Below are 24191 nucleotides of genomic sequence, written 5' to 3'. Positions count from 1 at the left end.
GGAGAACCCATGCGCGCACTCATCCACGACCAGTTCGGCGATCCGGCCGAGGTACTGACCGTGAGAGAAGTGGAGCCGCCGCAGCCGGGTCCGCGCGAGGCGCGGGTGCGCATGCTGCTCTCGCCCATTCACAACCACGACCTGTGGACGGTGCGCGGCACCTACGGCTTCCGCCCCGACCTCCCCGCCCGCGCGGGGACCGAGGCGGTCGGGATCATCGAGGAGCTCGGCTCGGAGGTCGAGGGCCTCGAGGTCGGGCAGCGCGTGGCGACGGGCGGCACCTTCGGGGTGTGGGCCGAGCAGTTCGTCGCGCGGGCCGGTGGCCTCATCCCCGTGTCGGAGGGCCTGCCCGATGAGCAGGCCGCGCAGCTGGTGTCGATGCCGTTCAGCGCCATCAGCCTGATCGACTTCCTCGATCTGCAGCCGGGCGACTGGATCGTGCAGAACGCCGCGAACGGCGCCGTCGGCCGCATGGTGGCGCAGATCGGCCGCGCGCGGGGCATCAACGTGCTCGGGCTCGTCCGTCGCGACGCCGGCGTCGCCGAACTCGCGGAGCAGGGCATCGACCGGGTCGTCTCGGTCGAGTCGGAGGGTTGGCGCGACCGCGTCGCGGCGATCACCGGCGGTGCGACGATCGTCGCCGGCGTCGACTCGGTCGGCGGGCGCTCGAGCGGCCAGGTGCTGTCGCTCATCGGCGACGGCGGCACGCTCGTGGTCTTCGGTGCGATGGAGGCAGCGAAGATGGAGCTCGCCTCCGGAGACATCATCTTCCGCGGGCTCACCGTGAAGGGCTTCTGGGGCAGCTCGATCAGCGCCTCCATGGATGCCGGCAAGCGCGGCGAGCTCTTCGCCGAACTGGCCCGCCACCTGACATCGGGTGCGCTCACCCTGCCGGTGTCGGACAGCTTCGCGCTCGCCGACATCTCCGACGCCGTCAGCGCGAGCCTGACCGCCGGGCGCGTGGGCAAGGTGCTGCTGCACCCCTGATGCCGATGGTCGGCGCCGGCTGCTCCGTATGGGTCAGCCGGCGTCGGCGAGCATCTCGGCGAGACGCTCGACGGCGGCCTGCTGGCCCTTCACCAGTCGTGCGCGGGCGTCGGCGAGCGGCATCCACTCGACCCGGTCCACTTCGGGGAACGACTGCGTGCGGCCCGAGCGCGGCGGCCACGGCATCTCGAACTGCCCGAAGACGAAATCCTCGGCCGATGCGGTGAACCCGGCGCCGTCGGCGACGAACACCGTCACTTGCTTGCCCGACGAGTACGGGTAGGTGCCGAGTTCGGCATACGGCCCGTCGGGCGGGTCCACCCCGAGCTCCTCACGGAACTCTCGCCGCGCGGCATCCAGTGCCGACTCGACGTCGGGGTCGTACTCGCCCTTCGGGATCGACCACGCGCCGGCATCCTTGCTCGCCCAGAACGGACCGCCCATGTGGGCGATCAGCACCTCGGGCCCGGCGGCGCCGAGCCGGTGGAGCAGGATGCCGGCGCTGTGGACGGGCATCAGGCCGGGCGGGACTTCGGCGACACCTCGTACGTGTTCTGGGGGTCGGTCTCGGCCACACCCGACAGCGCCTCGTCGATGGCCGTCATCGTGTCGGCGTCGAGGGTGACCCCCGAGGCCTTGACGGTGTCCTCGAGCTGCTGCGGACGCGACGCGCCCACGAGCGCGGCGGCGACGTTGGGGTTCTGCAGCACCCACGCGATCGCCAGCTGCGGCATGGTGAGCCCGGCCTGCTCGGCGACGGGCTTGAGCTTCTGCACAGCCGTGAGCACCTCGTCGTTCATGAAGCGCTTGATGAAGGCGGCGCCGCTCTTGTCGTCGGTCGCACGCGAGCCCTCGGGCAGCGGCTGGCCGGGCAGGTACTTGCCGCTGAGCACGCCCTGCGCCATCGGCGACCAGACGATCTGCGAGATGCCGAGCTCTTCGGATGCCGGCACGACCTTGCCCTCGATCACGCGCCAGAGCGCGGAGTACTGGGGCTGGTTGGAGACGAGCTGCACCCCGAGGTCCTTCGCGAGCGCGTGGCCCTCGCGCAGCTGCTCGGCCGTCCACTCCGAGACGCCGATGTACAGCGCCTTGCCCTGGCGCACGATGTCGGCGAAGGCCTGCATCGTCTCTTCGAGCGGGGTCTCATAGTCGTAGCGGTGCGCCTGGTACAGGTCGACGTAGTCGACGCCCAGGCGCGTGAGCGACCCGTGGATGCCGTCGAAGATGTGCTTGCGGCTGAGGCCAGTGTCGTTCGGGCCCTTGCGGCCGATCGGCCAGTAGACCTTGGTGAAGATCTCGACCGACTCGCGGGGCTGACCCTTCAGTGCCTCGCCGAGCACCTCTTCGGCTGCGGTGTTGGCGTAGGTGTCGGCGGTGTCGAACGACGTGATGCCGAGGTCGAGGGCCTTGTGGACGGTGGCGATGGCGGCCTCGTTCTCGACCTGCGACGCGTGGGTGATCCAGTTGCCGTAGGTGATCTCCGAGACTTTGAAGCCGCTGTTGCCGAGGTAGCGATAGTTGACCATGATCAAACGCTACCCCGGCTGCGGCGGTGCGGGCCCGGCATCCGAAGTCGTCCAGGTCAGGAGACGGGGGTGACTCCGGCGGCGGCGACCTCGTCGTCTTCGGTGGCCACGAGCTGACCGCAGGCGCCGTCGATCTCCTTGCCGCGGGTGTCACGGAGGGTCGTGGGGACGCCGGCGTCGTTGAGGCGACGCACGAACTCGTCCTGCACGTCCTTGTCGGAGGAGGTCCAGATCGACCCCGGGGTCGGGTTCAGCGGGATCGGGTTCACGTGCACCCAGCCGCGGCCGCGCGCGTTGAGCTTCTCGGCGAGCAGGTCGGCGCGCCACGCGTGGTCGTTCATGTCCTTGATGAGGGCGTATTCGATCGAGACGCGGCGGCCGGTCTTGTCGAAGTACTCGCGTGCGGCATCCAGGGCCTCATCGACCTTCCAGCGGGAGTTCACCGGGATGAGCTCGTCGCGAAGCAGGTCGTCGGGGGCGTGCAGCGACAGCGCGAAGGTGACGGGGATGTCCTCGTTCGCGAGCTTGCGGATGGCGGGGACGAGACCCACCGTGGAGACGGTGATGCCGCGGGCGCTCATGCCGATGCCGTGCTTCTTGTCGACCATCGTGCGCACGGCCTGCATGACGCGGGCGTAGTTCGCGAGCGGCTCGCCCATGCCCATGAAGACGATGTTGGTGACGCGCTCGCCCTCATGGCCGACCTTGCGGGGGTCGCCGAGGCCACCTTCGGCGATGAGACGGTTGGCGCGCACGACCTGCTCGATGATCTCGGCGGCCGACATGTTGCGGGTGAGGCCGGCCTGGCCGGTGGCGCAGAACGGGCAGTTCATGCCGCAGCCGGCCTGGCTCGACACGCACAGCGTGATGCGGCCGGGGTAACGCATGAGCACCGACTCGACGAGGGCGCCGTCGTGCAGCTTCCACAGGAACTTGATCGTGTCGCCCTTGTCGGTCTCGAGGCGGCGCACCTCGGTCAGCAGCGACGGCAGCATGCCGTGGACGAGCTCGTCGCGGGTGGCGGCGGGCAGGTCGGTCATGTCGGCGGGGTCGGAGGTGAAGTGCGTGAAGTAGTGCTTCTCGAGCTGCGCGGCGCGGAAGCCGGGAAGACCCAGTTCCTTGACCTTCTCGACGCGTTGCTCGGGGGTGAGGTCGGCCAGGTGGACGGGAGGCTTGCCGCGCTTCGGGCTGGCGAACTGCAGCAGCGGGCGGCCCTCGGCATCCTTCTTCTGGGACCAGCCCTCGGTCGCCGGGCGGACCTGCCGGGGTTTGGTGGCGCGCACGGGGGAGGATTCGGTCATGCTCCCAGGGTACGGGAGCGTGCTGGGCAGGCGCTGGCCGCCTGGCGCGCGCGGGTTGCGGTGGCGGGGGCGCGCGGGCGCGGGTGCCCGCGCCCGGGCCGCTCGAGTGTCGCATCCGCACCGTGCCGCGGCTGGGTGACCCGCCATTCGCGACACCGGAGGAGCGCGGGTCGGGCCCCGGCCGGGTCCGGTCGGCCGCGCGCGGGTCGGGGCTGCTCGAGTGTCGCATCCGCACCGTGCCGCGGCCGGGTGACCCGCCATTCGCGACACCGGAGCAGCGCCAGCGCGCGGGCGGCGGGGACGCAACCCGCGTGAGGCCCCGGGGCGCCCGCACGATAGGACGCGGATGCGCCCACCGCAAGCGCCACTCGAGCGGCACGGGGCGCGGATACCGTGGCGGGATGAGCGAGCAGATCGAGGTCCGCGACATCCGCCCCGAGGATGCCGGCGAGGTGCTGACCCTGCAGCGTGCCGCCTTCGTCAACGAGGCGATCATCTACGGCGATCCCGACATGCCGCCGCTGACCCAGACGCTCGAGGAGCTGCAGGCCGAGCTCGTGGACAACCTCGGCTGCGTCGCCCTCGACGGCGCGCGCATCGTCGGCGCTGTGCGCGCGCGGCACGACGGCGACCTGCTGCTGATCGGCCGCATCGCGATCGCGCCCGACCAGCAGGGCCGCGGCATCGGCACGACGCTGCTGGCGGCGGTCGAACAGCGCGGGCGGGATGCCGGCGCGCGCCTCGCCGAACTCTTCACCGGATCGCTCAGCGAGGCCAATCTGCGCCTCTACCAGCGCGAGGGGTACACCGAGTCCGAACGGGTCCCCGGCGACGGCAGCGATCAGGTGTTCCTGCAGAAGAAGCTGGACTGACTCCTGCCCGGGGAGCCGCCTCGCCCAGCCGAGCGCTCTACACTCTGGCCATGACCATCGACGCGAACGCGGCGGTTGCCAAGGCGATCGTGGCCCACAAAGTGGTCAACAACAACGTCGTCATCACCGTGGATGCCGCCGGTACCGAGCGCGTGCTGATGGGCCGTGGACTGGGCTTCCAGCTCAAGCCGCACGACACCGTGGACGTCACCAAAGTGGAGAAGACGTTCGTGCTCGACGGGGGCTCGGACGGCGAGCGCGAGCGCCAGATCCTCGCCGACGTCCCCTACCCCGTCATCGAGGCCGTCACCCGCGCCGTCGACGAGGCAGAGCGCATGCTCGGTCACCACCTCGGTCGCCGGTTGACGGTGGCGGTCATCGATCACATCCAGTACGTGCTGGAGCGCCTCGCGATGGGCGTGCGCATCCCGACGACGTCCATGCCGGAACTGCGCGTGCTGCATCCCCAGGAGTTCGCCGCGGCCGTCCGCATGGCGACCTCCATCAGCACGGCGCTGAACACGTCGCTTCCCGATGAGGAGGCGGTGTTCCTGACGATGCACCTGCTCAATGCCACGCGCGACGAGCCCAACGGCACCGCGGCCCTGCTCTTCCGCCGCGTGCAGCATGTCGTGGCCACCGTGGAGACGGGGTTGGGGGTGCGGCTGGACGCGGAGAGCGCGGATTATGCCCGGTTCATCCTGCACGTGCAGTTCCTGCTGCAGCGTCTGGTGTCACGCTCGATGCTGCGCGGATCGGACACGTCGTTCTTCGAGTTCGCCAAGCACAGCTACCCCCGCTCGTACGCCATCGCGGAGCAGGTGAAGCACTATGTGCGGGAGGCGACCGGGTCCGATCTCACCGACGAGGAACTCCTCTACGTGGTCGTGCATGTCGAGCGCCTGGCCCAGCAGGTCGCCGTTGGCCCGACCGACAACGGCGTGCTACCGTAGCCAGCGCAGGGCAATGACGTCCTGCGGAAGTCTTCGGATTGTTACCGCACCAGCGGGCAAAACCTGAACTCACGTCGCCGAACAGGCGACGAACGAGTTCAGGTTTTTTTGTTGCCCGAAAGCGATCCGGATGGGCTTCCTCAGTGTGGGATGCCGCGCAGATGCGGCAGAAGGAGGGCAGGTCCAGTGGATCACTCGAAGACAGCGGCAGGCGTCCTGAAAGGCGTCGGCGGCGAAGACAACGTGCAATCGCTCGTGCATTGCGCCACCCGGCTTCGCTTCGTCCTCAAGGACGAGTCCAAAGCGGACTCGGCCGCCATCAAGGCGACGCCCGGCGTGATCACCACCGCACAGGCCGGCGGCCAGTACCAGGTCGTGATCGGCAACGACGTGCCCGAGGTGTTCGCCGAGATCGGAAAGATCTCGAAGTTCGGCGGCTCGGCGCCCACCGCCGCGACGACGGATGCGCCCCGAGGCAACCTGTTCAACCGCTTCATCGCGATGATCGCCGCGATCTTCACCCCCCTGCTGTGGGCGCTCGCCGGCACCGGCCTGCTGAAGGCGTTCCTCGCCGCAGCCGTGACGTTCGGCTGGATCGACGCCACGACCAGCACCTACCTCGTGCTGAACGCGCTGTCGGATGCCTTCATCAACTTCCTGCCGATCGCGCTCGCCATCACCGCGGCCCGCTACTTCAAGGCCAGCGAGTTCACGTCGCTCGCGATCGCAGGCGCCCTCGTATACCCGACCATCACGGCGTCGGTGGGCCTGCCCGACCTGACGTTCTTCGGCATCCCGTTCACGATGGTGACCTACGTCTCCAGCGTCATCCCGATCATCATCATCGTGTGGCTGCAGAGCCACGCCGAGAAGGTCCTCTACCGCGTGCTGCCCGGCGCGATCCGCCGCTTCGTCACCCCGATGATCGTCGTGCTCATCGCCGTCCCGCTCGTCTTCGTCGTCATCGGCCCGATCTCGGCCGTCCTCAGCGGCTGGATCGGCAACGGCATCGGCTGGGTCTTCACCAACGCGCCCTGGGCCGGTGGCGCCCTCATGGGTGGCCTGTGGCAGGTCTTCGTCATCTTCGGTCTGCACTGGGGTCTCGTGCCGCTGTTCTCGCTCGAGTACCAGACGACCGGCCAGATCCTGCTCATCGCCCCGGTGTTCGCTGCGGTGCTGGCGCAGGCTGCTGCGGTCGCCGGCGTCTGGGTGCGCACGCGCAACAAGAACCTCAAGTCCCTCGCCGCTCCCGCGACGCTGTCGGGTTTCCTCGCCGGCATCACCGAGCCCGCCATCTACGGCATCAACCTGCCGCTGAAGCGCCCGTTCGCGTTCGGCATCGTCGGCGGTGTCCTGGGCGGCGCACTCATGGCCCTGGGCGGCATCTTCTCGACGAGCTTCGTGGTCCCCTCCGGACTGGCACTGCCGGCATTGTTCGGCAACGGCAGCATGATCATGCTCGTGATCGGCATGGCCACCGCGATCATCGTGCCGTTCCTCCTGACGGTCATCGTGGGCTTCAAGGACCCGGTCGATGAGGCCGTCATCCCCGCCGAAGGCACCGACGTGGCCGTGCTCAGCCCGATCGACGGCACCGTCGTCGCGCTGAGCGAGACCCCGGACGCCGCGTTCGCCGACGGTTCGCTCGGCCAGGGCGTCGCGATCAAGCCGCGCTCAGGCGCCGTGTACGCACCGTTCGACGCGGTCGTCGTGGCCGCGTTCCCGACCGGTCATGCCATCGGGCTGCGTCACGCCGACGGAGCCGAGCTGCTGATCCACATCGGCATCGACACGGTCAAGCTCGGCGGTCAGCACTTCAGCCTGAAGGTCACGTCGGGTCAGCAGGTCGCCGCGGGCGATCTCCTCCTCGAGTTCGACGGCGATGCGATCGAGGCGGCCGGTTACGACCTGACCACACCGGTCATCATCACCAACCCCGACCTCTACCCCGAGGTCGGCGACGCGGCATCCGGTCCGATCGCGCACGGAGAGCCCCTGTTCTTCGCCCGAGCCGTCGAGTCGGCCTTCGCCGCCAAGTGAGTCTTCCGGGGCGGGGCGCCACGCGGCCCGCCCCGGAATCACAGAAAGAGATTCAGATGAGTAACACCACGACCGCATTCCCCGACGGCTTCCTCTGGGGCGGCGCGACCGCTGCGAACCAGATCGAGGGTGCCTACCTCGAAGACGGCAAGGGACTGTCCATCCAGGACGTCATGCCGCACGGCATCACCACCCCGCGGACGGCCGGCCCCACCGACGACAACCTCAAGCAGGTGGCGATCGACTTCTACCACCGCTACGCGGAGGACATCGCCCTGTTCGCCGAGATGGGGTACTCCACGTACCGCTTCTCGATCGCGTGGAGCCGCATCTTCCCGAACGGCGACGACGCGGAGCCGAATGAGGCCGGGCTGGCGTTCTACGACCGCGTGCTCGACGAGCTCGAGAAGCACGGCATCGAGCCCCTCGTCACCATCTCCCACTACGAGACTCCGCTGCACCTCGCCGAGGCGTACGACGGCTGGGTGAACCGCGACCTCATCGGCTTCTACGAACGCTACGTGCGGGTGCTGTTCGCCCGGTACGGGTCGCGGGTGAAGTACTGGCTCACGTTCAACGAGATCAACTCGGTGATCCACGCGCCGTTCATGTCCGGCGGGATCAACACCCCCAAGGACGAACTGTCCCCCACCGACCTCTACCAGGCGGTGCACCACGAACTGGTCGCCAGCGCCCTCGCGACCAAGGTGGCCCGCGAGCTCGCCCCGAACGCCCAGATCGGCTGCATGATCCTGGCGATGCCGGTCTATCCGCTCACGCCGAACCCCGACGACGTGATGGCGGCGCTCACCACCGACCGCACCAACCTCGCCTTCGGCGACGTGCATGTGCGCGGCGCGTACCCGGGCTACTACCTGCGCAGCCTCCGCGAGAAGGGTGTGGAGCTCGACATCACGGAGGACGACCGTCGCCTCCTCGCCGAGAACACCGTCGACTTCGTCTCGTTCAGCTACTACGCGAGCGTGTGCGAGACGGCCGACGCGTCCAAGCGCGTCACGGGCGAGGGCAACCTCTTCCCCGGCGTCCGCAACCCGGAGCTGCGTGCATCCGAGTGGGGCTGGCAGATCGACCCGGTGGGCCTGCGCATCGCGCTGAACCAGTTCTGGGACCGGTGGCAGAAGCCGCTGTTCATCGTCGAGAACGGCCTGGGCGCGAAGGACGAACTGGTCGAGGTCGACGGGATCCGCACGGTCGTCGACGACTACCGCATCGCCTATCTCAACGATCACCTCGTGCAGGTGGGCGAGGCCCTCGAAGACGGCGTCGAGGTGATGGGATACACGTCGTGGGGCTGCATCGACCTCGTGAGCGCGTCGACAGCACAGCTGAGCAAGCGCTACGGATTCATCTACGTCGATCGCAATGATGACGGCTCCGGCACCCTCGAGCGCTTCCGTAAGAAGTCCTTCGGCTGGTACGCCGAGGTCATCCGCACCCGCGGCGCCGCGCTGCGCCGCTGAGCGTCTCGCCGCCGAATCGTGTCCAGGGTGCCCGTGCGGCATCCTGGACACGACCTGTTTGGAGAACTCCCGTGACCACCCCCCGCATCGCCTTCCTCGACGTCGACGGCACGATCCTCGACCACGGCAGGGACATCGCCGCCTCGACGATCGAGGCCATCCGCACCGCCCGCGCCGCCGGCTGCCTGGTCTACCTCTGCACCGGCCGTTCCCACGGCGACATCGACCCTCGGGTGCAAGCGATCGGCTTCGACGGCGCGATCACCAACGGCGGCGCATACGCCACCAGCGGTGACGAGGTCATCGTGGCCGATCCCATGCCGCGGGATGCCGTCGAGCGCCTCACCTCCTACTTCGAGGAGAACGGCATCCTGTACTTCCTGCAGACGGATGCCGCCGTCTACGCGACCCCGGAGGCCCAGGCGGCGACCGCCGCGTTCATGGCGCAGTGGTTGAGCACCCACCGCAACTCCGACGAGCCGCAGACCGCCCCGCAGGGTACGCCGCGGTTCCGGGACATGGCGGAGGTCGACCTCGATGACGTCGCGAAGGCCGTGTTCCTGGGGGAAGACCCGGGCACCGTCGCGCACGCGAGGGCGGCGCTGGGCGATCGGTTCCACGTCGTGCCGGGCAGCATGCCGCTGCCGGGCGGCACCAACGGCGAGATCGGCATGAGCGGCACGACCAAGGGGTCCGCGATCCTGCGCGTGCTCGAGCGGCTGGGCATCGACCCCGCCGACGCGATCGGCATCGGCGACAGCTGGAACGACGTCGAGATGTTCGAGGTGTGCGGCGTGGGCATCGCGATGGGCAATGCCGCACCCGAGTTGAAGGAACTCGCCGACGACGTCACGACGAGCGTGCGCGAAGACGGCATCTGGAACGCGTTCGTGCGTCACGGTCTCGTCGCCGGCTGATCCCGCCCGCCCGCCCCGCGCTCGCGCTCCGCGCCCCGCGCCCGCGCCCGCGAGCCGTTCGAGTGTCACCTCCGCACAGTCCCCGCGCCGGAAACCCGCCAACCGTGACACCGGAGCAGCCCGCCCGGGACCCGGGCAGCCCCCCACCCCGCGCGGCATCCGCGCGCCCCTCGAGTGTCACCTCCGCACAGTCCGCCCGCGCGGGAACCCACCACACGCGACACCGGAACAGCCCGCCCGGGACCCGGGCAGGCCCCCGACCCCGCGCGACATCCGCGCACCCCTCGAGTGTCACCTCCGCACAGTCCACCCGCGCGGAACCCGCCATACGCGACACCGGAGCAGCCCGCCCGGCCGCGCGGCCCGCACCCGGCCCGCGGAAGGAACGGGTCAGAGGAAGATGTCGGGGAACAGCTCGCTGTCGGGCGTGCCGGGCACGGCGGCGTAGCCGGAGAAGTCCGTCACCCCGGCCTCCCGCAGCACGTCCTCGACGATCAACGTCTGCCCGGTGACCGACGCGGCGGGACGCACCAGCACCTCGTACGCGGCATCCGCGTAGATCTCGGGTGTGCGGCTGACCTTCATCATCCGGTCGCCGCCGAGGGCGAACTGCACGGCCGCGGTCGCGATCGTCGTCGACGGCCACAGGGTGTTGGCGGCGATGCCGTCGCCGGCGAACTCGGCGGCGAGCCCGAGCGTCGCCATCGTCATGCCGTATTTCGCCAGCGTGTAGCCGGTGTGCGCACCGAGCCACTTCGGGTCGAGATTCAGCGGCGGCGAGAGCGACAGGATGTGCGGGTTCGCGGCATCCTTCAGGATCGGCAGCGCCGTGCGGCTGAGCATGAACGTCCCGCGCACGTTGACGTCCTGCATCAGGTCGTACTTCTTCGCCGAGAGCTCGAGCGAACCCGACAGGTCGATGACGCTCGCGTTGTTGACGACGATGTCGATGCCCCCGAACTCGCCCTGTGTCTTCAGCACGGCCTCGGTGATGTCGTCGTCGTTGCGCACGTCGCCGACCATCGGCAGCGCCTGCCCACCCGCGGCGCGGATCTGCTCGGCGGCGGTGTGCACCGTGCCCTCGAGCTTCGGGTGAGGCGTGTCGGTCTTCGCCAGCAGCGCGATGTTCGCGCCGTCCCGGGCGGCGCGCAGGGCGATGGCGAGGCCGATGCCGCGGCTGCCGCCGGACATCAGGATGGTCTTGCCGGCGAGGCTCATGCGTTCTCCTTGGTGGTGTTCTTGCGGGATGCCGCGGCGAACGCGACCACGCGCACGCGCGATTCGTCGGTGTCGAAGCGCGCGCCGATCGACGCCGCTTCCTCGTCGAGGTTGTCCTGGAATGCCCGGTGCGCACCGGTGCGGATGAGCTGCTTCGCCTTGCCGAACGCGACGGTCGCGCCGTCGAGCCAGAACCGGGCGATCTCGTCGCCCCGGGCGGCGGGGTCGGCGGCGACCTCGGCGATGAGGCCCCAGTCCAGCGCGGTGGCGGCATCGATCGTGAGGTCCTGCAGCAGCAGCTGCAGGGCGCGGCGCTGCCCGACCGCGGCCGGCAGCAGCGTCGAGACGCCGAGGTCGGGGGTGAGCCCGATGTTCGCGTATCGGCTGACGAACTTGGCGTGCTCGGCGGCGACGATGTAGTCGGCGGTGAGCATGAGTCCGAGTCCGCCGCCCGCGACGGCGCCCTGCACGACCGCGACGATCGGCTTGTCGGATTCGACGAACGTGCGGATGCCGTCGTGGATCACCCGAGCCATGTCCGTCACGCCCGAGCCCCCGGCACCGGACGTCGCCATCGCCACGACGTCGCCGCCTGCGCAGAACGCGCGCCCGGCGGCATCCATCACGATCGCGCCGATCGTGTCGTCGGAGGTGACCTCGTGCGCGAGGTCGCGCCAGCGCTGCCCCATCTCGAAGTCCATCGCGTTCAGCGAGGCGGGGCGGTTGAAGGTCAGCCGCGCGAGGCCGCCCTCACGGGCGAGGAGGATCGTGTCGCTCATGGTGCTCCTTATTTCGGTGCCATGCGGATGGCGCCGTCGAGGCGGATGGTCTCACCGTTGAGATAGTCGTTCTCCACGATGTGCGTGACGAGCGCGGCGTATTCGTCGGGGCGGCCGAGGCGCGCGGGGTGCGGCACCTGCTGCCCGAGGGAGTCCTGCGCGGCCTGCGGCAGGCTCGCGAGCATGGGCGTCTCCATGATTCCGGGGGCGATCGTGACGACGCGGATGCCGTGACGCGCGAGTTCCCGCGCGATCGGCAGGGTCATCGCGTGCACGCCGCCCTTGCTCGCGGCGTATCCGGGCTGCCCGATCTGCCCGTCGAACGCGGCGACGCTGGCGGTGTTGACGATGACGCCGCGATCGCCGCCGGCGGTCGGCTCGGTGCGGACGATGGCGGCGGATGCCTGTGCGATGACGTTGTAGGTGCCGATGAGGTTCACCCGCACGATGCGCTCGAAGTCGGCGAGCGCGGTGGGAACGCCCTCGCGGTCGAGCACCTTCGCGGGCGGCGCGATGCCGGCACAGTTGACGACGACCCGCAGCGGCCCGACGCTGGCGGCGGTCGCGACGGCCGCGGCCACCTCGCTCGGGTCGGTGACGTCGGCGGGGGCGAACGTGCCGCCGAACTCCGCAGCGCGCTCGACGCCGGCCGACGAGGGCAGGTCGACGATCACGACGTGGGCGCCGGCGTCGGCCAGACGTCGGGCAGTGGCCAATCCCAGCCCGCTGGCTCCTCCGGTGACGAGGGCGGATGCGCCGGCGATGTCCATGCGTTCTCCTTTGAACTGATGCTGCGTGTCACGATTCCTGCGACTGCGTCTCACGGTCGAGGTCGACGATACCCAGGCTACCGGGCGCGCGTCGAACCGCGCGGACGGAGTTCGTGCTCCCCGGAGCACCGCGGCCAGCGGCCCCGCGTCAGCGCCCGAGCACCGGGGTGAACGTGCCGACGGCGATCGCCACGGTCAGCGCCGTCGCCGAGATCGCGGCGCCGTAGAGCAGCAGCAGTCCGTCGGCGGCGGTCAGCCGGGACTGCCGCGCCCACGTGCGCCGGCCGGGAGCGCCGAACGCGCGGGCCTCCATGGCCGTGGCGAGGGATGATCCGCGCCGGATCGCCAGCACGAACAGCGCGAACGCCGTGCCCACTGCGCGCCGCAGCCGGCCGGTGTCGGCCACGCCGCGGGCGCGGCGGGCGAGTGACAGCGCCCGCCAGTCGTCGGCGAGCAGCCCCAGCATGCGCATCCCGGCGAGCGCGCCCAGCACGAACCGTGCGGGCAGCCGCACGATCTGCGCCAGCCCGTCGGCGAGGTCGGTGGGATCCACCGTGACGAACAGCACCACCGCCGGCAGCCCGATCGCCAGCACTCGCAAAAACGTCGCCGCCGCCAGCAGCAGCGACCCCTCGCTCACCCGCATGAACAGCCACTCGGCGTAGACCTCGCCGCTCGTGGCGCCATAGAGGGCGATCGTGACGGCGGAGGTGGGCGCCGCGATCCACAGCGGGAGCGTCCGCAGCCAGAACTGGCGCGCGCTGAGCCCCGCCGCCAGCAGCAGCGGAATCTCGAGCGCCAGCGCCACCAGCGCCGAGACGGGGTCGATCGTGGCCACGAGCGGCAGCGCGATGAGCAGCGCCGCCCCGAGCTTGGCGACGGCGTTGCGCTGCGCGATCGGCCCCCGGCCAACCTCGGGGCTCACGTGCCCACCTCGAAGCCCCGGGCGTGCAGGGCTGCGAGCACCGCGTCGTCGTGGGTGACGGCGACGACCCCCAGCGGGCCCCGTTCGTCGACGCCGTCGCGCAGGCTCGCGATGATCGCCACGAGCTCGGCCCAGGTGGTGGCATCCTGCCCGAAAGTCGGCTCGTCGAGCACCATCACCCGGGGCCGCGCCGCGAGGGTCGCCGCGACCGTCAGCCGCCGCTTCTCGCCGCCGGAGAGCGTGTACGGGTTCGCCTCGGCCAGGCGCGTCAGCCGCAGTCGCTCCAGCAGCTCATCCACGCGCGCGGCGATGACGTCGTCGTCGAGTCCCAGCGCGCGCGGGCCGACGGCGAGCTCCTCGCGCACCGTGCGCGCCAGCAGCTGATGCTCGGGATCCTGGAAGACCGTGCCGATGCGGGTGAGCAGGCTCCGCGACGACCACCCGATGGGCGCGACACCCGCCGGCGCCCGCCGACGGCGCGGCGCGGCGTCGGCGGCGAGCGCATCGGATGCCGCGACGACTCCGTCCGCAGGCGGCAGCAGCCCCGCGAGGGTGAGACCGAGCGTGGACTTGCCCGCGCCGTTGGGCCCCACCACCCCGAGCACCTCGCCGGCGCGTACGTCGAGGTCGAGGGGACCGGCGACGGCGACGCCCGCGGTGCGCGCCACCGTGAGGGCGCGGGCAGTCAGCAGCGCCTCCCCCGGCGCCGCGGCGGGCGGCGGTGGCACCTGCGGCGGGATGCCGGGCACCCACACCCCCGCGGCGGCGAGCCGTTGCGGCAGGTCGGGCGCGAGGGGGGCAGCCGCCGCGGCGGGCGACGGGCTGGTGCCGCCGAGGCCGAGCACCTCCCGCGGCGACCCGTCGGCGAGCACCCCACCGCCGGGGGCGAGCACGATCACACGGTCGACCAACGGCAGCCAGACGTCGACGCGGTGCTCGATGACGATGAGGGTGGCGCCGGTGGCATCCAGCGCCCGACCCACTGCGTCGCGCACCTCGGCGACGCCGGCGGGGTCGAGGTTGGCGGTCGGTTCGTCCAGCAGCACGATCCCCGGGCGCATGGCGAGCACGCCGGCGAGCGCCAGACGCTGCTTCTGTCCGCCCGAGAGCGCCGAGGTGGGTCGGTCGAGGGGCACGCCCAGCCCCATGGCGTCGAGCGCCGCCCGCACCCGGGGCCAGATCTCCCCCGGCGGGACGCCGAGGTTCTCGCACCCGAAGGCGACGTCATCGCCCACGCGGGCGAGGATCGTCTGGCTGTCGGGGTCTTGCAGCACGAGCCCCGAGCGCCCGCGCGTGGCTGCGGCGGCTTCGCCGCCGACCCGCAGCTCACCCTCCTGCTCGCCCTCGTCGGCCCCGCCGAGGACGCCCGCGATGCCCTGCAGCAGCGTGGACTTGCCCGAGCCCGACGCGCCGAGCAGCAGCACGCGCTCGCCCGGCTCGATGCGCAGCGTCAGCTCGCGCGCAGCCCACGCCTGCCGGGTCGCGTAGCGCCAGCCCCACCCGCGCGCCTCGACGGCGACGGGTGGGGAGATGGTGGATGCCGGCACGTCAGACGCGCCGGGAGACCTCGCGCCCCGCGGCGAACCGGTTCAACGCCCCCGTCGCCGCCAGCCCCCGCGCGATCAGCCACGCCCCGAGCCCGGCGATGAGGGCACCCGAGACCGTGGTGGAGGTGATGTAGACGGTCGTGAACAGGGTGTCGGCGCCGGGGTACCAGAGGATGCGGTCGTTGATGCCGGCGGCGAGGCCCGCGCCGGCACCGGCCAGAATCGCGACGGGCAGCCGCCATACGCCGTAGAGGAACAGCAGGAACACCAGCTCGGCGCCGAGGCCCTGCACGAGGCCGGAGGCGATCGTGAGCGGGCCCCACTGGTTGCCCACGAGCGCCGAGATGACGGCGGCGACCGTCTCGGTGTACAGCGCCGCACCGGGCTTGCGGATGATGAGCCCACCCAGCACACCGGCGATGAGCCAGGGCCCGGCGAGCAGTCCCTGCACGCCCGGCAGCAGCGGCTTGAGCAGCGCGCTGGGCCCCTCGTAGCCGACGTTCCACAGTAGGAACACCGCGGCGCAGGCGACGGCGATGACGCTGGCGACGACGATGTCGACGACCCGCCAGCGCCAGCGCTGGGACAGCGGCACACGCCGATCGGGCGAGCCCTGCGCGGTTTCGCGGGCAGACGTGGATGCGTGCATTCTGATCTCCTCCCTGCGCCGGCATGATCCGGATCAGGTTCGACGGTCGAAGCGTGGATCGCTTCCTCTCAGCCCGGCTCACCGGACTCCCGTGGTTGTGCCGTTGAGTATACCCACGACGGCACGGGGTAGTTTTGCCTGGTGACCACCGAGGACGCGCCCCCCTTGACGCGCCGCGCCCGCCGCACGCGCGGGCTGGCGACGCCCACCGGCGGCGCCCGCCCGGAGCCGAGCGAGGATGCCACGGTGACCGGCGACGCCGGCGACGCCGAGCCCACGCCATCCGACGCCACGCCCGCCGATGAGGTCATCGCCCTGCCGACCGAGGCGCCGGTCACGCCGCCCCGCCGGGTCGCCCTCAGCTGGGTGGAAGACGATGTCGTCGCCGCGACGGCGCCCGGTGTCACCCTCGCCGCCGCCGCGTCGCCCTACGCCGTCATCCACCCCGATCTGCTCGCTCGCCGCCCTCGGCGCTCTCCGCTGCGCGCGGGCGTGCTGGTTCCGCTGCTCAGCGTGCTCGCCGTCATCGCGCTGTATGTCGGCACGACACTGCTGTGGCCGCTGCACGCCCTGCCGCCGCTGGTGACCGCCACGACGATCACACCGGCATCGGCGCCCGCGTCCGCCCCCGCGTGGCCGACAGCAGGAGGCGCCGCGGTGGGGGTCGACGGTATCGGCGCGACTGTGGCATCCACCGTGGACCCCATCTCGATGGCGAGCCTGACCAAGGTCGTGACCGTGCTGATGGTGCTCGAGGAGCAGCCTCTCGCCCCGGGCGAGCAGGGGCCCGAGTACAGCTTCACCGGCGCCGACCAGCAGACGTACTGGGCCTACCGCGAACGCGGCGAGTCCGCGCTGCCGGTGCCCGCCGGCGGCTCGCTGACGCAGTACCAGATGCTGCAGGGCATCCTCATCGCGTCCGCGAACAACTACGCCGACCGCCTCGCCGCCACGCTGTGGCCGAGCGACGAGGTGTTCGCCAATGCGGCATCGACCTGGCTGTCCACGCAGGGGCTGACCGGCATCACGGTCGTCGACCCGAGCGGCATCGACGAAGACAACACCGCTGACCCGGCGGCGCTGCTCGCCCTCGCCGACAAGGCCATGGCCGACCCCGTCGTCGCTGAGATCGTGCAGATGCGCACGGCGGAGCTGCCGGGCGCCGGACTCATCGAGAACACCAACGCCCTGCTGGCCGACCCCGGTGTGGTCGGGATCAAGACCGGGTCGCTCTGGCAGCACTTCAACCTGATGGTGGCGAAGGACCTGCAGATCGGCGACACCCCCGTGCGCGTCTACGCCTCGGTGATGGGACAGCCCGACGTCGAGACGCGCACCGCCGCCGGCCGCGCGCTGCTGGCGCAGCTCGAGGCCGAGCTGCAGCTGCGCCCGTCGGTCACCGCCGGCACCGTGGCCGGGGTGGTCACGACGGCGTGGGGCGAGCGCGTCGATCTGCTCACGTCGGAAGACGCCGCGGTCGTGCTCTGGAACGGCGGTGCCGCCACCGTGGCATCCGACCTCGCGGTCGGCGACGACCGGGCCGCCGACACCACGGTCGGCACCCTCACGGTGACGGGCCCGCTCGACACCGACACCGTCGAGGTGCACCTGGCAGCCGACATCGCCGACCCGTCGCCGTGGTGGCGGCTCACACACCCGCTGGAGCTGTTCGGCCTCGCGGGCTGACCGCCGTCTCCACCGACGAGCGGCACGCAGGCTAGAAGGGCCACACGAGCGGCACGTAGAGCACCGCGACGGCGAGGAACACCAGCGCCAGCGGTGCCCCCAGTCGCCAGTAGTCGCCGAAGCGATAGCCCCCCGGCTGCATCACCATGAGGTTCACCGGCGTGGCGATGGGGGTGAAGAACGAGGCGGCCCCGGCCACGGTGAGCGCCATCATGAACGGTTGCACGCTGAGATCCAGCGTCGCCGCGATCGACACCGCGATCGGCGCGACGATGAGCACCGTCGCGACGTTCGAGATGAACTGGCCGAGCATGATCGTCACGATGCACAGCACCAGCAGCGCCAGGTGCGGTGACGCGTCTCCGGTGAACCCCAGCACCACGTCGGCCACGATGTCGGCGGCGCCGGTGGAGACGAAAGCCGACGACAGCGGCACCATGCCCGCGATGAGGATGACCGTCGTCCACGAGATGGCCCGATAGGCCTGCGGCATGGTCACCACGCGCGTGAGGATGAGGGCACCGGCCGCGAGCAGTCCCGCCACGGCGGGCGGGACGATGTTGGCGGCGAGCAGCACCACCATGAGTCCGAGGATCACGAGCGATCGGCGTGCGCCCCGCCCGAGCGGCACCGTGCGCCGCAGAGCGTGCGGAGGGGTGACCGCGATGACGTCGGGAGAGCGGGTGTAACGCTCCAGCGCTGCCCAGGGCCCCTGCACGAGCACGGCGTCACCCGCTTGCAGGGTCACCTCGCCGACGCCGCCGGAGCCGCGCGAGGCGTTGGGGTTGTCGGCGCGACCGTGGTGGGCGGCGAGGATGACGAGGTTCTCGTCGCGCGTGGTCATGCCGGGCCACACCTTGCGGCCGATGAGCGTGGACCGCGGTGCCACCAGCACCTCGGCGACACCCTCGCTGGCGTTGAAGAACGACCCCGTCGACAGGTCGACGTCGTAGCTCTCCCGCCACGAGCGAGCAGCCGCACTCGGGTCGGGCGCGGATTCGAACCGGTCGGCCGAGCGATCCGGGAGCAGGCGCGGCGCGAGGATCGGCAGGAGCAGGAGCGTCAGCACGACCAGCGGCACCCCCACCAGCGCGAACTCGAAGAACCCGAACGGCCGCCCGCCCGCCGAGACCGCGAGCTGCGACACGATGGGATTCACGGGCGTGCCGGTGAGGGTCAGCAGCGAGCCGGCGCTCGCCGCGAACGCGAGCGGGATGAGCATCTTCGACGGCACGATGCGGGCTCGCACCGCCACCACCACGACCACCGGCAGCAGCGCGGCGACGGCGCCGTTGATGCTGATGAACCCGGTGAGGATCGCCGCCATCGCCCCCACGATCACCAGCAGGCGGCGGGGGTTGGCGCCGGCGCGCGTGATGACCTGCTGCCCCGCCCAGGCGGTCACGCCGCTGGCATCCAATGCCTCGCTCACCACGAACAGCGACGCGATGAACAGCACGGTCGGGTCGCCGAACCCGGCGAACGCCTCGGGGAGGGTCTGGATGCCGGTGACCCAGAGTGCCAGCGTCACCCCGACGGCGACGACCGCGAGCGGGATCTTGCCACTCATGAACGCGAGCACCGCAAGCCCCAGGATGACGAAGATCGCGATGACGGGGTCCACGCGTCCACGGTACCGCGCACCCCCAGCCCGCGTCCGGGTCGTCTGGCGGGATGCCGCTGCTAGACGAAGCGCACGGTGCGCTGCAGCCGCGTGCGCACATCGAACAGCTCGTTGCCGCCGATGTCGCGGGCGCCGGTCATCCCCCGCCGCAGCACCGTCGCCAGGGCGCTGCGGGAGACCACGGCCACGGGAAGCCCCCGCACCTTGCCGAGCTCCTCGATCGCCTGGCCGAGGTCGTCGTCGGGCAGTACCACCACGGCGCCGCTGAAGCGCACCCCGGCGGCGCGCGCGACGGTGCGCGCCCGTGCGACCAGGTCGGCGATCGGCGATCCGTCGACACCGTCGCCGATCAGCTCGCCGCGGCGCACCCGCACCGGCCCGCCGAAGTCCTCCGACAGCACGGCGTACAGGCCGCTGGGTCCGAGGACGATGTGGTCGAGCTTGGCGTCGGGGCCGTCGCGACGGCCGGGTGCCGACACGTCGTGCCACACGGTGTACCCCATGCCGAGGTCGGCGACCACGCGCGCCGTGGCCTCCTCGGCGAGCGCGTCGGCCAGCAGACGCCGCACGTCGTGCGGGGCGGTGCGCACGAGCGCCGGGTCGTAGGGGTCCGCCAGCTCCACGCCGCGGCCCGCCCACTCGCGGATGAGGGTCAGATACCGTTCCCGCCGCCAACCGCCCGGGTGCCCGAACGACCGCGCGCGGGGGCGCGTGTCGGTGCGGGCGGCGGGCGCCTTCCAGCCGGAGAAGTCGGGGACGGCCGCGTCACCGAACCCGTGGCCGCGGTCGTATGCGGCGCGGGCCTCGGGGGTTCCCACCAGTTCCCAGGCGCGCTGCACCTGCACGAACACCGCGGCATCCCCGCCGGTGTCGGGGTGTGTCTGGCGCAGCCGCAGTCGGTAGGCCTTGCGCAGCTCGTCGTCGTCGGCCGCGGGGTCGACGGCGAGCACGTCGTACGCCGACGCGGACAGCGGACTGTCGAACACGTTGCCTCCCCAGGTCCACCTCTCAGGCTAATAGCCGCGGCGGTGAGCAGACTGCGGCTACGCCCAGAGCGGCACGTCGGGGACGAACGCGAGCGCTTCCCGGACGATTCCCTCGTCGAGGTCGGCCAGTGCGGCCGGGTTCCAGCGGGGCGAGCGGTCCTTGTCGACCAGTTGCGCGCGGATGCCCTCCGCCAGGTCGGGCTGGGTCTGGGCGAACCACATCACCAGCCCGTACTCCTGCGCGAGCGCGGCCCGCAGGTCGGGCAGTTCCCGCGCTCGCCGGACGGCGGCGAGCGTGACCGTCAGCGCAGTGGGCGACAGCTGCTCGAGCAGGTCGGCGGTCTCGGATGCCGCGGTCTCGGGCCGGGCGCGCAGGCGCGCGACGATGTCGGTCACGGTGTCGGCGGCGAACGCGTCGTCGATCCACTCCCGATCGGCTTCGAGCCGGCTCGGACCGGCCGTGGCATCGAACAGCAGCGTCAGTTCGGTGGGCGTGTGCGGGTCGGCGCGCGTCTGCAGCGCATGGTGCAGCTGCGACAGGTGCTCCGACGGCACGAGGTGGTCGGCGAACCCGGCGTAGATGGCGTCGGCGGCATCCATCGACGCCCCGGTGAGACCCAGGTACTCCCCCACCCGGCCCGGTGCGCGGCCGAGCAGCCACGTGCCGCCGACATCGGGGGTGAACCCGATGCGGGTCTCGGGCATGGCGAGCTGCGAGCGCTCGGTCACGATGCGGACGGCCGCATGCCCGGCCAGGCCGATGCCGCCGCCCATCGTGATGCCGTCGGCCAGCACGATCACGGGCTTGGGGTACTCGGCGATCGCCGCGTTGAGCGCGTACTCGGCGCGGAAGAACGTCCCGGTGTCGACCGGGCGCCCCTCGACGATCTGGTCGTAGAGTCCCCGCACGTCGCCACCCGCACAGAACCCGCGGTCGCCGGCGCCGTCCATCAGCACGACGGCGACGTCGGGGTCGTCTCGCCAGGCGTCGAGCGCCGTCTGCAACTGCTCGATCATGCCGAGGTCGAGGGCGTTGATGGCGCGGGGGCGATCGAGCGTCACGTGCCCGACGCTGTCGCGACGCTCCGCCCGGACGCGGGATTCGGTGCTCGGCTGGCTCACGCCCCCACGCTATCGGCTCGCGTTCGCCGCGCATCCCCGACAGACTGGCGGGAAACGAGAGGATCGGCATGCCCGACGGACAGACGCTCGAGTTCTCGGGTCTTACGAAACGATTCGGTTCACTGACCGCTGTCGACCGATTCAGCGCGCGAGTCGAACCCGGCCGGGTGACCGGCTTCCTCGGGCCCAACGGCGCCGGCAAGACCACCACGATGCGCATGCTGCTGGGACTCGTCCGCGCGACCGAGGGCGCCGCGACCGTCGGTGGCACCCCCTACTCGCAGCTGCGTCACCCGCTGCAGAACGTGGGCTCGGCGCTGGAGGCTTCGAGCTTCCACCCCGGGCGCTCAGCTGCCGCCCACCTGACCGCGCTCGCACAGGCATCCGATGTGCCGACCCGCCGCGTCGACGAGACCCTGGCACTGGTCGGGCTGACCGATGCCGCGGGGCGCAAGGTCGGCGGCTACTCGCTGGGCATGCGCCAGCGACTGGGCCTTGCCGCCGCGCTGCTGGGCGACCCCGGAGTGCTCGTGCTCGACGAGCCGACCAACGGGCTCGACCCCGAGGGCATCCGCTGGATGCGTGACCTGCTGCGCGCCCTCGCCAGCGAGGGGCGCACGGTGTTCGTCTCGTCGCACCTGCTGTCGGAGGTGCAGCAGACCGTCGATTCACTGCTGGTCATCGCCCGCGGACGCCTCGTCTTCCAGGGCACCATCGATGAGCTCGTCGACCCCGCCGAGTACACCACGGTCGTCGACGCCCCCGACCGCGCCGCGCTGACGGCGGCGCTGACGGCCGCCGGCGTGGGCACGGAGGTGCTGCGCGCGGGCCTGCGCGTCGAGGCCGCCGACCCCGCCGACATCGGTCGCATCGCGGCATCCGCCGGCGTCGCACTGTCGCTGCTGCAGCGCCAGGGCCCGTCGCTCGAGCAGGTCTTCCTGCAGCTCGCCGACGGCACGCGTGTGCATCCGAGCGCGTTCAGCGGGGAGACGGGCGCTGTCGCAGCCGAGGCCGGCACGGAGCCGGTCGAGGGCGCGCCTGCCGAAGGCGGGACTTCCGACCCGCCTGTCGAATCCACGCGGGAAGGGGACGCGCGATGAGCCTCGTCGGCACCGTCAAGTCGGAGACCACGAAGCAGTTCTCCACCTCGACCTGGTGGATCCTCGCGATCGTGCTCGTCGTCTACGTCGGCTCGACCGCCGCAGCACTGGGGTTCTTCTTCGCCGCGTCCTCCACCGGGGCGTTGCCGGGCAACGCCCCGCAGCTGCCCGCCGACTCCCTGCCGCCGCAGCTGTACAGCCTGGCGACGGCGATCGGATACGTCTTCCCGCTTCTCATCGGCACGCTCATGGTGACCACCGAGATCCGGCACCAGACCCTCACCCCCACCTTCCTCGCCACCCCGCAGCGCTCGCGCGTGCTGGGCGCGAAGCTCATCGTGGGCGCAGGACTGGGTGTGCTGTACGGCGTCGTGGGGATCGCGGCTTCGGTCGGCCCGTCGGCGGCGATGCTGGCGCTGCAGGGCGTGGCGACACAGCTGGGCGACAGCGACACCTGGGCGATGGTCGGCCGCATGGTCGTGGCGTTCGTGCTGTGGGTCTTCATCGGCATCGCGGTCGGAGCGCTCGTGCGCAACCAGATCGTCGCCATCGTGGGCGTGCTGGTGTTCACGCAGTTCATCGAGCCCATCGCCCGCACCCTCGTGACGTTCATCGAGGGCGCCGCCGACGTCGTCCGGTTCCTGCCGGGCGCGGCATCCGACGCCCTCGTCGGCGCGAGCATCTTCGATGCGGAGGCGCTGATGGGCGGTGGCGGGTCTGCCCTGGAGTGGTGGGCCGGCGGCCTCGTGCTGCTGGCGATCGCGGCCGTACTGATGGTGCTGGCGTATCTGTTCAGCTGGCGGCGCGACGTCGCGTAGCGGCGCGGCGCGGCGGCGATCCAGCGGCGCCGGGTCGCTCTAGCCGCGCGGGGTCGCTCTGCGCCGGGCGCCGGTGCGACGGTGGACGCGGGTCAGGCCTGCGTGGAGTCGGCGCCCGGTGCGGCGACATCCGCGGCGGGGGTCGCGGGCGCCGGCTTCGGCACAGCCTTCGGCTTGGGTGCCGGCTTCGGCTGGGGCGCCGGCTTCTGCGCGGGTGCCGCGGATGCCGCTCCGGTGCCGTTCTTCGTGGCCGACGTCTTCGACGTCGCGGAGGGCTTTGCCGTGGCCGGCTTGCGTGCGGCCGGCTTGCTTGTGGCCGGCTTGCTTGCGGCCGGCTTGCTTGCGGCCGGCTTCGCAGGGGCGGGCTTCTTCGGTGTCGCCGCGGGCTTCGGCTTCGCCGCCGCCTTCTTCGCGGGGGGCGTGGGCTCGGCATCGGCCGTGGTCGCGACGGCACCCGTGGCGAGATCCACGACGTCGGCGGGCTGCTCGCCGGCATCCACGTGCAGCGACTGCACGAGGGCGAGGCCGTGGCGTGTGGTCAGCACCACGCGGTCGAACTCGGGGTGACCTTCGAGGTCGATGACGACCCCGGGACGGTGCCGCCGCACGATGACGAAGTCCTCGCCGTTGACCGACTTCCACGTGCCCATCGCGATCACACCGGGAATGCGCGTGCCCGGGCTCTGGATGCCGCGCACCCACGTCCACGGGTCATCGATGAGCTGAACCTTGGCGATGGTCTCCCGCGGGACGATCACATTCCCTTTGTGGAATGCGAGCGCACGCTCGGTGGCCGACAGCACGACCTCGAGCCGCGTCGAATCCAGCAGGAGGGTAACCATGGGTTCTAGTCTGCCAGCGCAACGCTCCGTGTTTGCTTACGGGAC

22 protein-coding genes and 1 riboswitch are annotated in these 24191 nt (G+C 71.3%); of the genes, 9 read left to right on the top strand and 13 right to left on the bottom strand.

Annotation, left to right across the window (positions count from 1 at the left end; genetic code table 11):
* Positions 1-9 precede the first annotated feature (9 nt).
* Positions 10-987, top strand: coding sequence for a zinc-binding dehydrogenase (locus H9651_RS08100; protein WP_191718783.1), 978 nt, complete (start codon positions 10-12; stop codon positions 985-987).
* Positions 988-1020: 33 nt separating this feature from the next.
* Here H9651_RS08100 and H9651_RS08095 read toward each other — a convergent pair whose 3' ends face one another.
* From H9651_RS08095 to rlmN, 3 genes are read right to left on the bottom strand one after another with little or no spacing between them, the layout of a single operon-like run.
* Entirely contained in the window at positions 1021-1503 is a 483-nt protein-coding gene (locus H9651_RS08095; protein ID WP_191718782.1) for an NUDIX domain-containing protein, read from the bottom strand.
* Positions 1503-2516: an aldo/keto reductase family protein gene (locus H9651_RS08090; RefSeq protein WP_191718781.1), complete on the bottom strand. Its 1014-nt coding sequence runs from the start codon at positions 2514-2516 to the stop codon at positions 1503-1505. Before H9651_RS08090 ends, H9651_RS08095 begins: the two co-directional genes overlap by 1 nt.
* Before the next feature lie 56 nt (positions 2517-2572).
* On the bottom strand, positions 2573-3817 hold the full coding sequence (gene rlmN / locus H9651_RS08085; protein ID WP_191718780.1) for a 23S rRNA (adenine(2503)-C(2))-methyltransferase RlmN: 1245 nt from the start codon (positions 3815-3817) through the stop codon (positions 2573-2575).
* A gap of 401 nt (positions 3818-4218) precedes the next feature.
* Here rlmN and H9651_RS08080 point away from each other — a divergent pair, with 401 nt between their 5' ends.
* From H9651_RS08080 to H9651_RS08060, 5 genes are all read left to right on the top strand, one after another.
* On the top strand, positions 4219-4689 hold the full coding sequence (locus H9651_RS08080) for a GNAT family N-acetyltransferase (RefSeq protein WP_191718779.1): 471 nt from the start codon (positions 4219-4221) through the stop codon (positions 4687-4689).
* 50 nt (positions 4690-4739) lie between these two features.
* Positions 4740-5642 (top strand): PRD domain-containing protein, encoded by a 903-nt coding sequence (locus H9651_RS08075; RefSeq protein ID WP_191718778.1) that lies wholly within the window; start codon positions 4740-4742, stop codon positions 5640-5642.
* Positions 5643-5828: 186 nt separating this feature from the next.
* Entirely contained in the window at positions 5829-7682 is a 1854-nt protein-coding gene (locus H9651_RS08070) for a beta-glucoside-specific PTS transporter subunit IIABC (RefSeq protein WP_191718777.1), read from the top strand.
* A gap of 56 nt (positions 7683-7738) precedes the next feature.
* A complete protein-coding gene (locus H9651_RS08065; protein ID WP_191718776.1) occupies positions 7739-9163 on the top strand; it encodes a glycoside hydrolase family 1 protein in 1425 nt (474 codons plus the stop codon).
* 71 nt (positions 9164-9234) lie between these two features.
* Positions 9235-10080, top strand: a complete 846-nt coding sequence (locus H9651_RS08060) for a Cof-type HAD-IIB family hydrolase (protein WP_191718775.1) — start codon at positions 9235-9237, stop codon at positions 10078-10080.
* Positions 10081-10470: 390 nt separating this feature from the next.
* Here H9651_RS08060 and H9651_RS08055 read toward each other — a convergent pair whose 3' ends face one another.
* From H9651_RS08055 to H9651_RS08030, 6 genes are all read right to left on the bottom strand, one after another.
* Positions 10471-11298 carry an SDR family oxidoreductase gene (locus H9651_RS08055; protein WP_191718774.1) on the bottom strand — a complete coding sequence of 276 codons (828 nt, stop codon included), beginning with the start codon at positions 11296-11298 and terminating at the stop codon, positions 10471-10473.
* Positions 11295-12077, bottom strand: a complete 783-nt coding sequence (locus H9651_RS08050; protein ID WP_191718773.1) for an enoyl-CoA hydratase/isomerase family protein — start codon at positions 12075-12077, stop codon at positions 11295-11297. The genes H9651_RS08055 and H9651_RS08050 overlap by 4 nt, the downstream gene beginning before the upstream one ends.
* Before the next feature lie 8 nt (positions 12078-12085).
* Complete coding sequence (locus H9651_RS08045) at positions 12086-12847, bottom strand: SDR family NAD(P)-dependent oxidoreductase (RefSeq protein WP_191718772.1); 762 nt, start codon at positions 12845-12847, stop codon at positions 12086-12088.
* Between the two features lie 148 nt (positions 12848-12995).
* Positions 12996-13772, bottom strand: coding sequence for an energy-coupling factor transporter transmembrane component T family protein (locus tag H9651_RS08040; RefSeq protein WP_191718771.1), 777 nt, complete (start codon positions 13770-13772; stop codon positions 12996-12998).
* A complete protein-coding gene (locus tag H9651_RS08035; RefSeq protein ID WP_191718770.1) occupies positions 13769-15319 on the bottom strand; it encodes an ABC transporter ATP-binding protein in 1551 nt (516 codons plus the stop codon). Before H9651_RS08035 ends, H9651_RS08040 begins: the two co-directional genes overlap by 4 nt.
* Position 15320: 1 nt before the next feature.
* Positions 15321-15968, bottom strand: coding sequence for an ECF transporter S component (locus tag H9651_RS08030; protein WP_191718769.1), 648 nt, complete (start codon positions 15966-15968; stop codon positions 15321-15323).
* A riboswitch (TPP riboswitch) is annotated at positions 15962-16071 on the bottom strand. It overlaps the preceding gene by 7 nt.
* A gap of 38 nt (positions 16072-16109) precedes the next feature.
* Here H9651_RS08030 and H9651_RS08025 point away from each other — a divergent pair.
* Positions 16110-17654, top strand: a complete 1545-nt coding sequence (locus H9651_RS08025) for a D-alanyl-D-alanine carboxypeptidase family protein (protein WP_191718768.1) — start codon at positions 16110-16112, stop codon at positions 17652-17654.
* A gap of 31 nt (positions 17655-17685) precedes the next feature.
* Here H9651_RS08025 and H9651_RS08020 read toward each other — a convergent pair whose 3' ends face one another.
* From H9651_RS08020 to H9651_RS08010, 3 genes are read right to left on the bottom strand one after another with little or no spacing between them, the layout of a single operon-like run.
* Positions 17686-19278, bottom strand: a complete 1593-nt coding sequence (locus H9651_RS08020) for an SLC13 family permease (RefSeq protein ID WP_318244806.1) — start codon at positions 19276-19278, stop codon at positions 17686-17688.
* 59 nt (positions 19279-19337) lie between these two features.
* On the bottom strand, positions 19338-20264 hold the full coding sequence (locus H9651_RS08015) for a DnaJ domain-containing protein (RefSeq protein WP_191718767.1): 927 nt from the start codon (positions 20262-20264) through the stop codon (positions 19338-19340).
* Between the two features lie 57 nt (positions 20265-20321).
* Positions 20322-21386 (bottom strand): enoyl-CoA hydratase/isomerase family protein, encoded by a 1065-nt coding sequence (locus H9651_RS08010; RefSeq protein WP_191718766.1) that lies wholly within the window; start codon positions 21384-21386, stop codon positions 20322-20324.
* A 68-nt stretch (positions 21387-21454) separates the two neighbouring features.
* Between H9651_RS08010 and H9651_RS08005 the strand changes: the two genes are divergently transcribed.
* Together H9651_RS08005 and H9651_RS08000 are read left to right on the top strand one after the other, a co-directional pair.
* Positions 21455-22486, top strand: coding sequence for an ABC transporter ATP-binding protein (locus H9651_RS08005; RefSeq protein ID WP_191718765.1), 1032 nt, complete (start codon positions 21455-21457; stop codon positions 22484-22486).
* Positions 22483-23304 carry an ABC-2 transporter permease gene (locus tag H9651_RS08000; RefSeq protein WP_191718764.1) on the top strand — a complete coding sequence of 274 codons (822 nt, stop codon included), beginning with the start codon at positions 22483-22485 and terminating at the stop codon, positions 23302-23304. The genes H9651_RS08005 and H9651_RS08000 overlap by 4 nt, the downstream gene beginning before the upstream one ends.
* A gap of 92 nt (positions 23305-23396) precedes the next feature.
* Here H9651_RS08000 and H9651_RS14735 read toward each other — a convergent pair whose 3' ends face one another.
* Positions 23397-24146: a hypothetical protein gene (locus tag H9651_RS14735; RefSeq protein ID WP_225216514.1), complete on the bottom strand. Its 750-nt coding sequence runs from the start codon at positions 24144-24146 to the stop codon at positions 23397-23399.
* Positions 24147-24191 lie beyond the last annotated feature (45 nt).

Origin of the sequence: Microbacterium pullorum, from assembly GCF_014836535.1 — a bacterium.
Lineage (GTDB): Bacteria > Actinomycetota > Actinomycetes > Actinomycetales > Microbacteriaceae > Microbacterium > Microbacterium pullorum.
The sequence above is the reverse complement of the archived record's forward strand: the minus strand, read 5'-3'. Positions and strand labels throughout refer to the sequence as shown.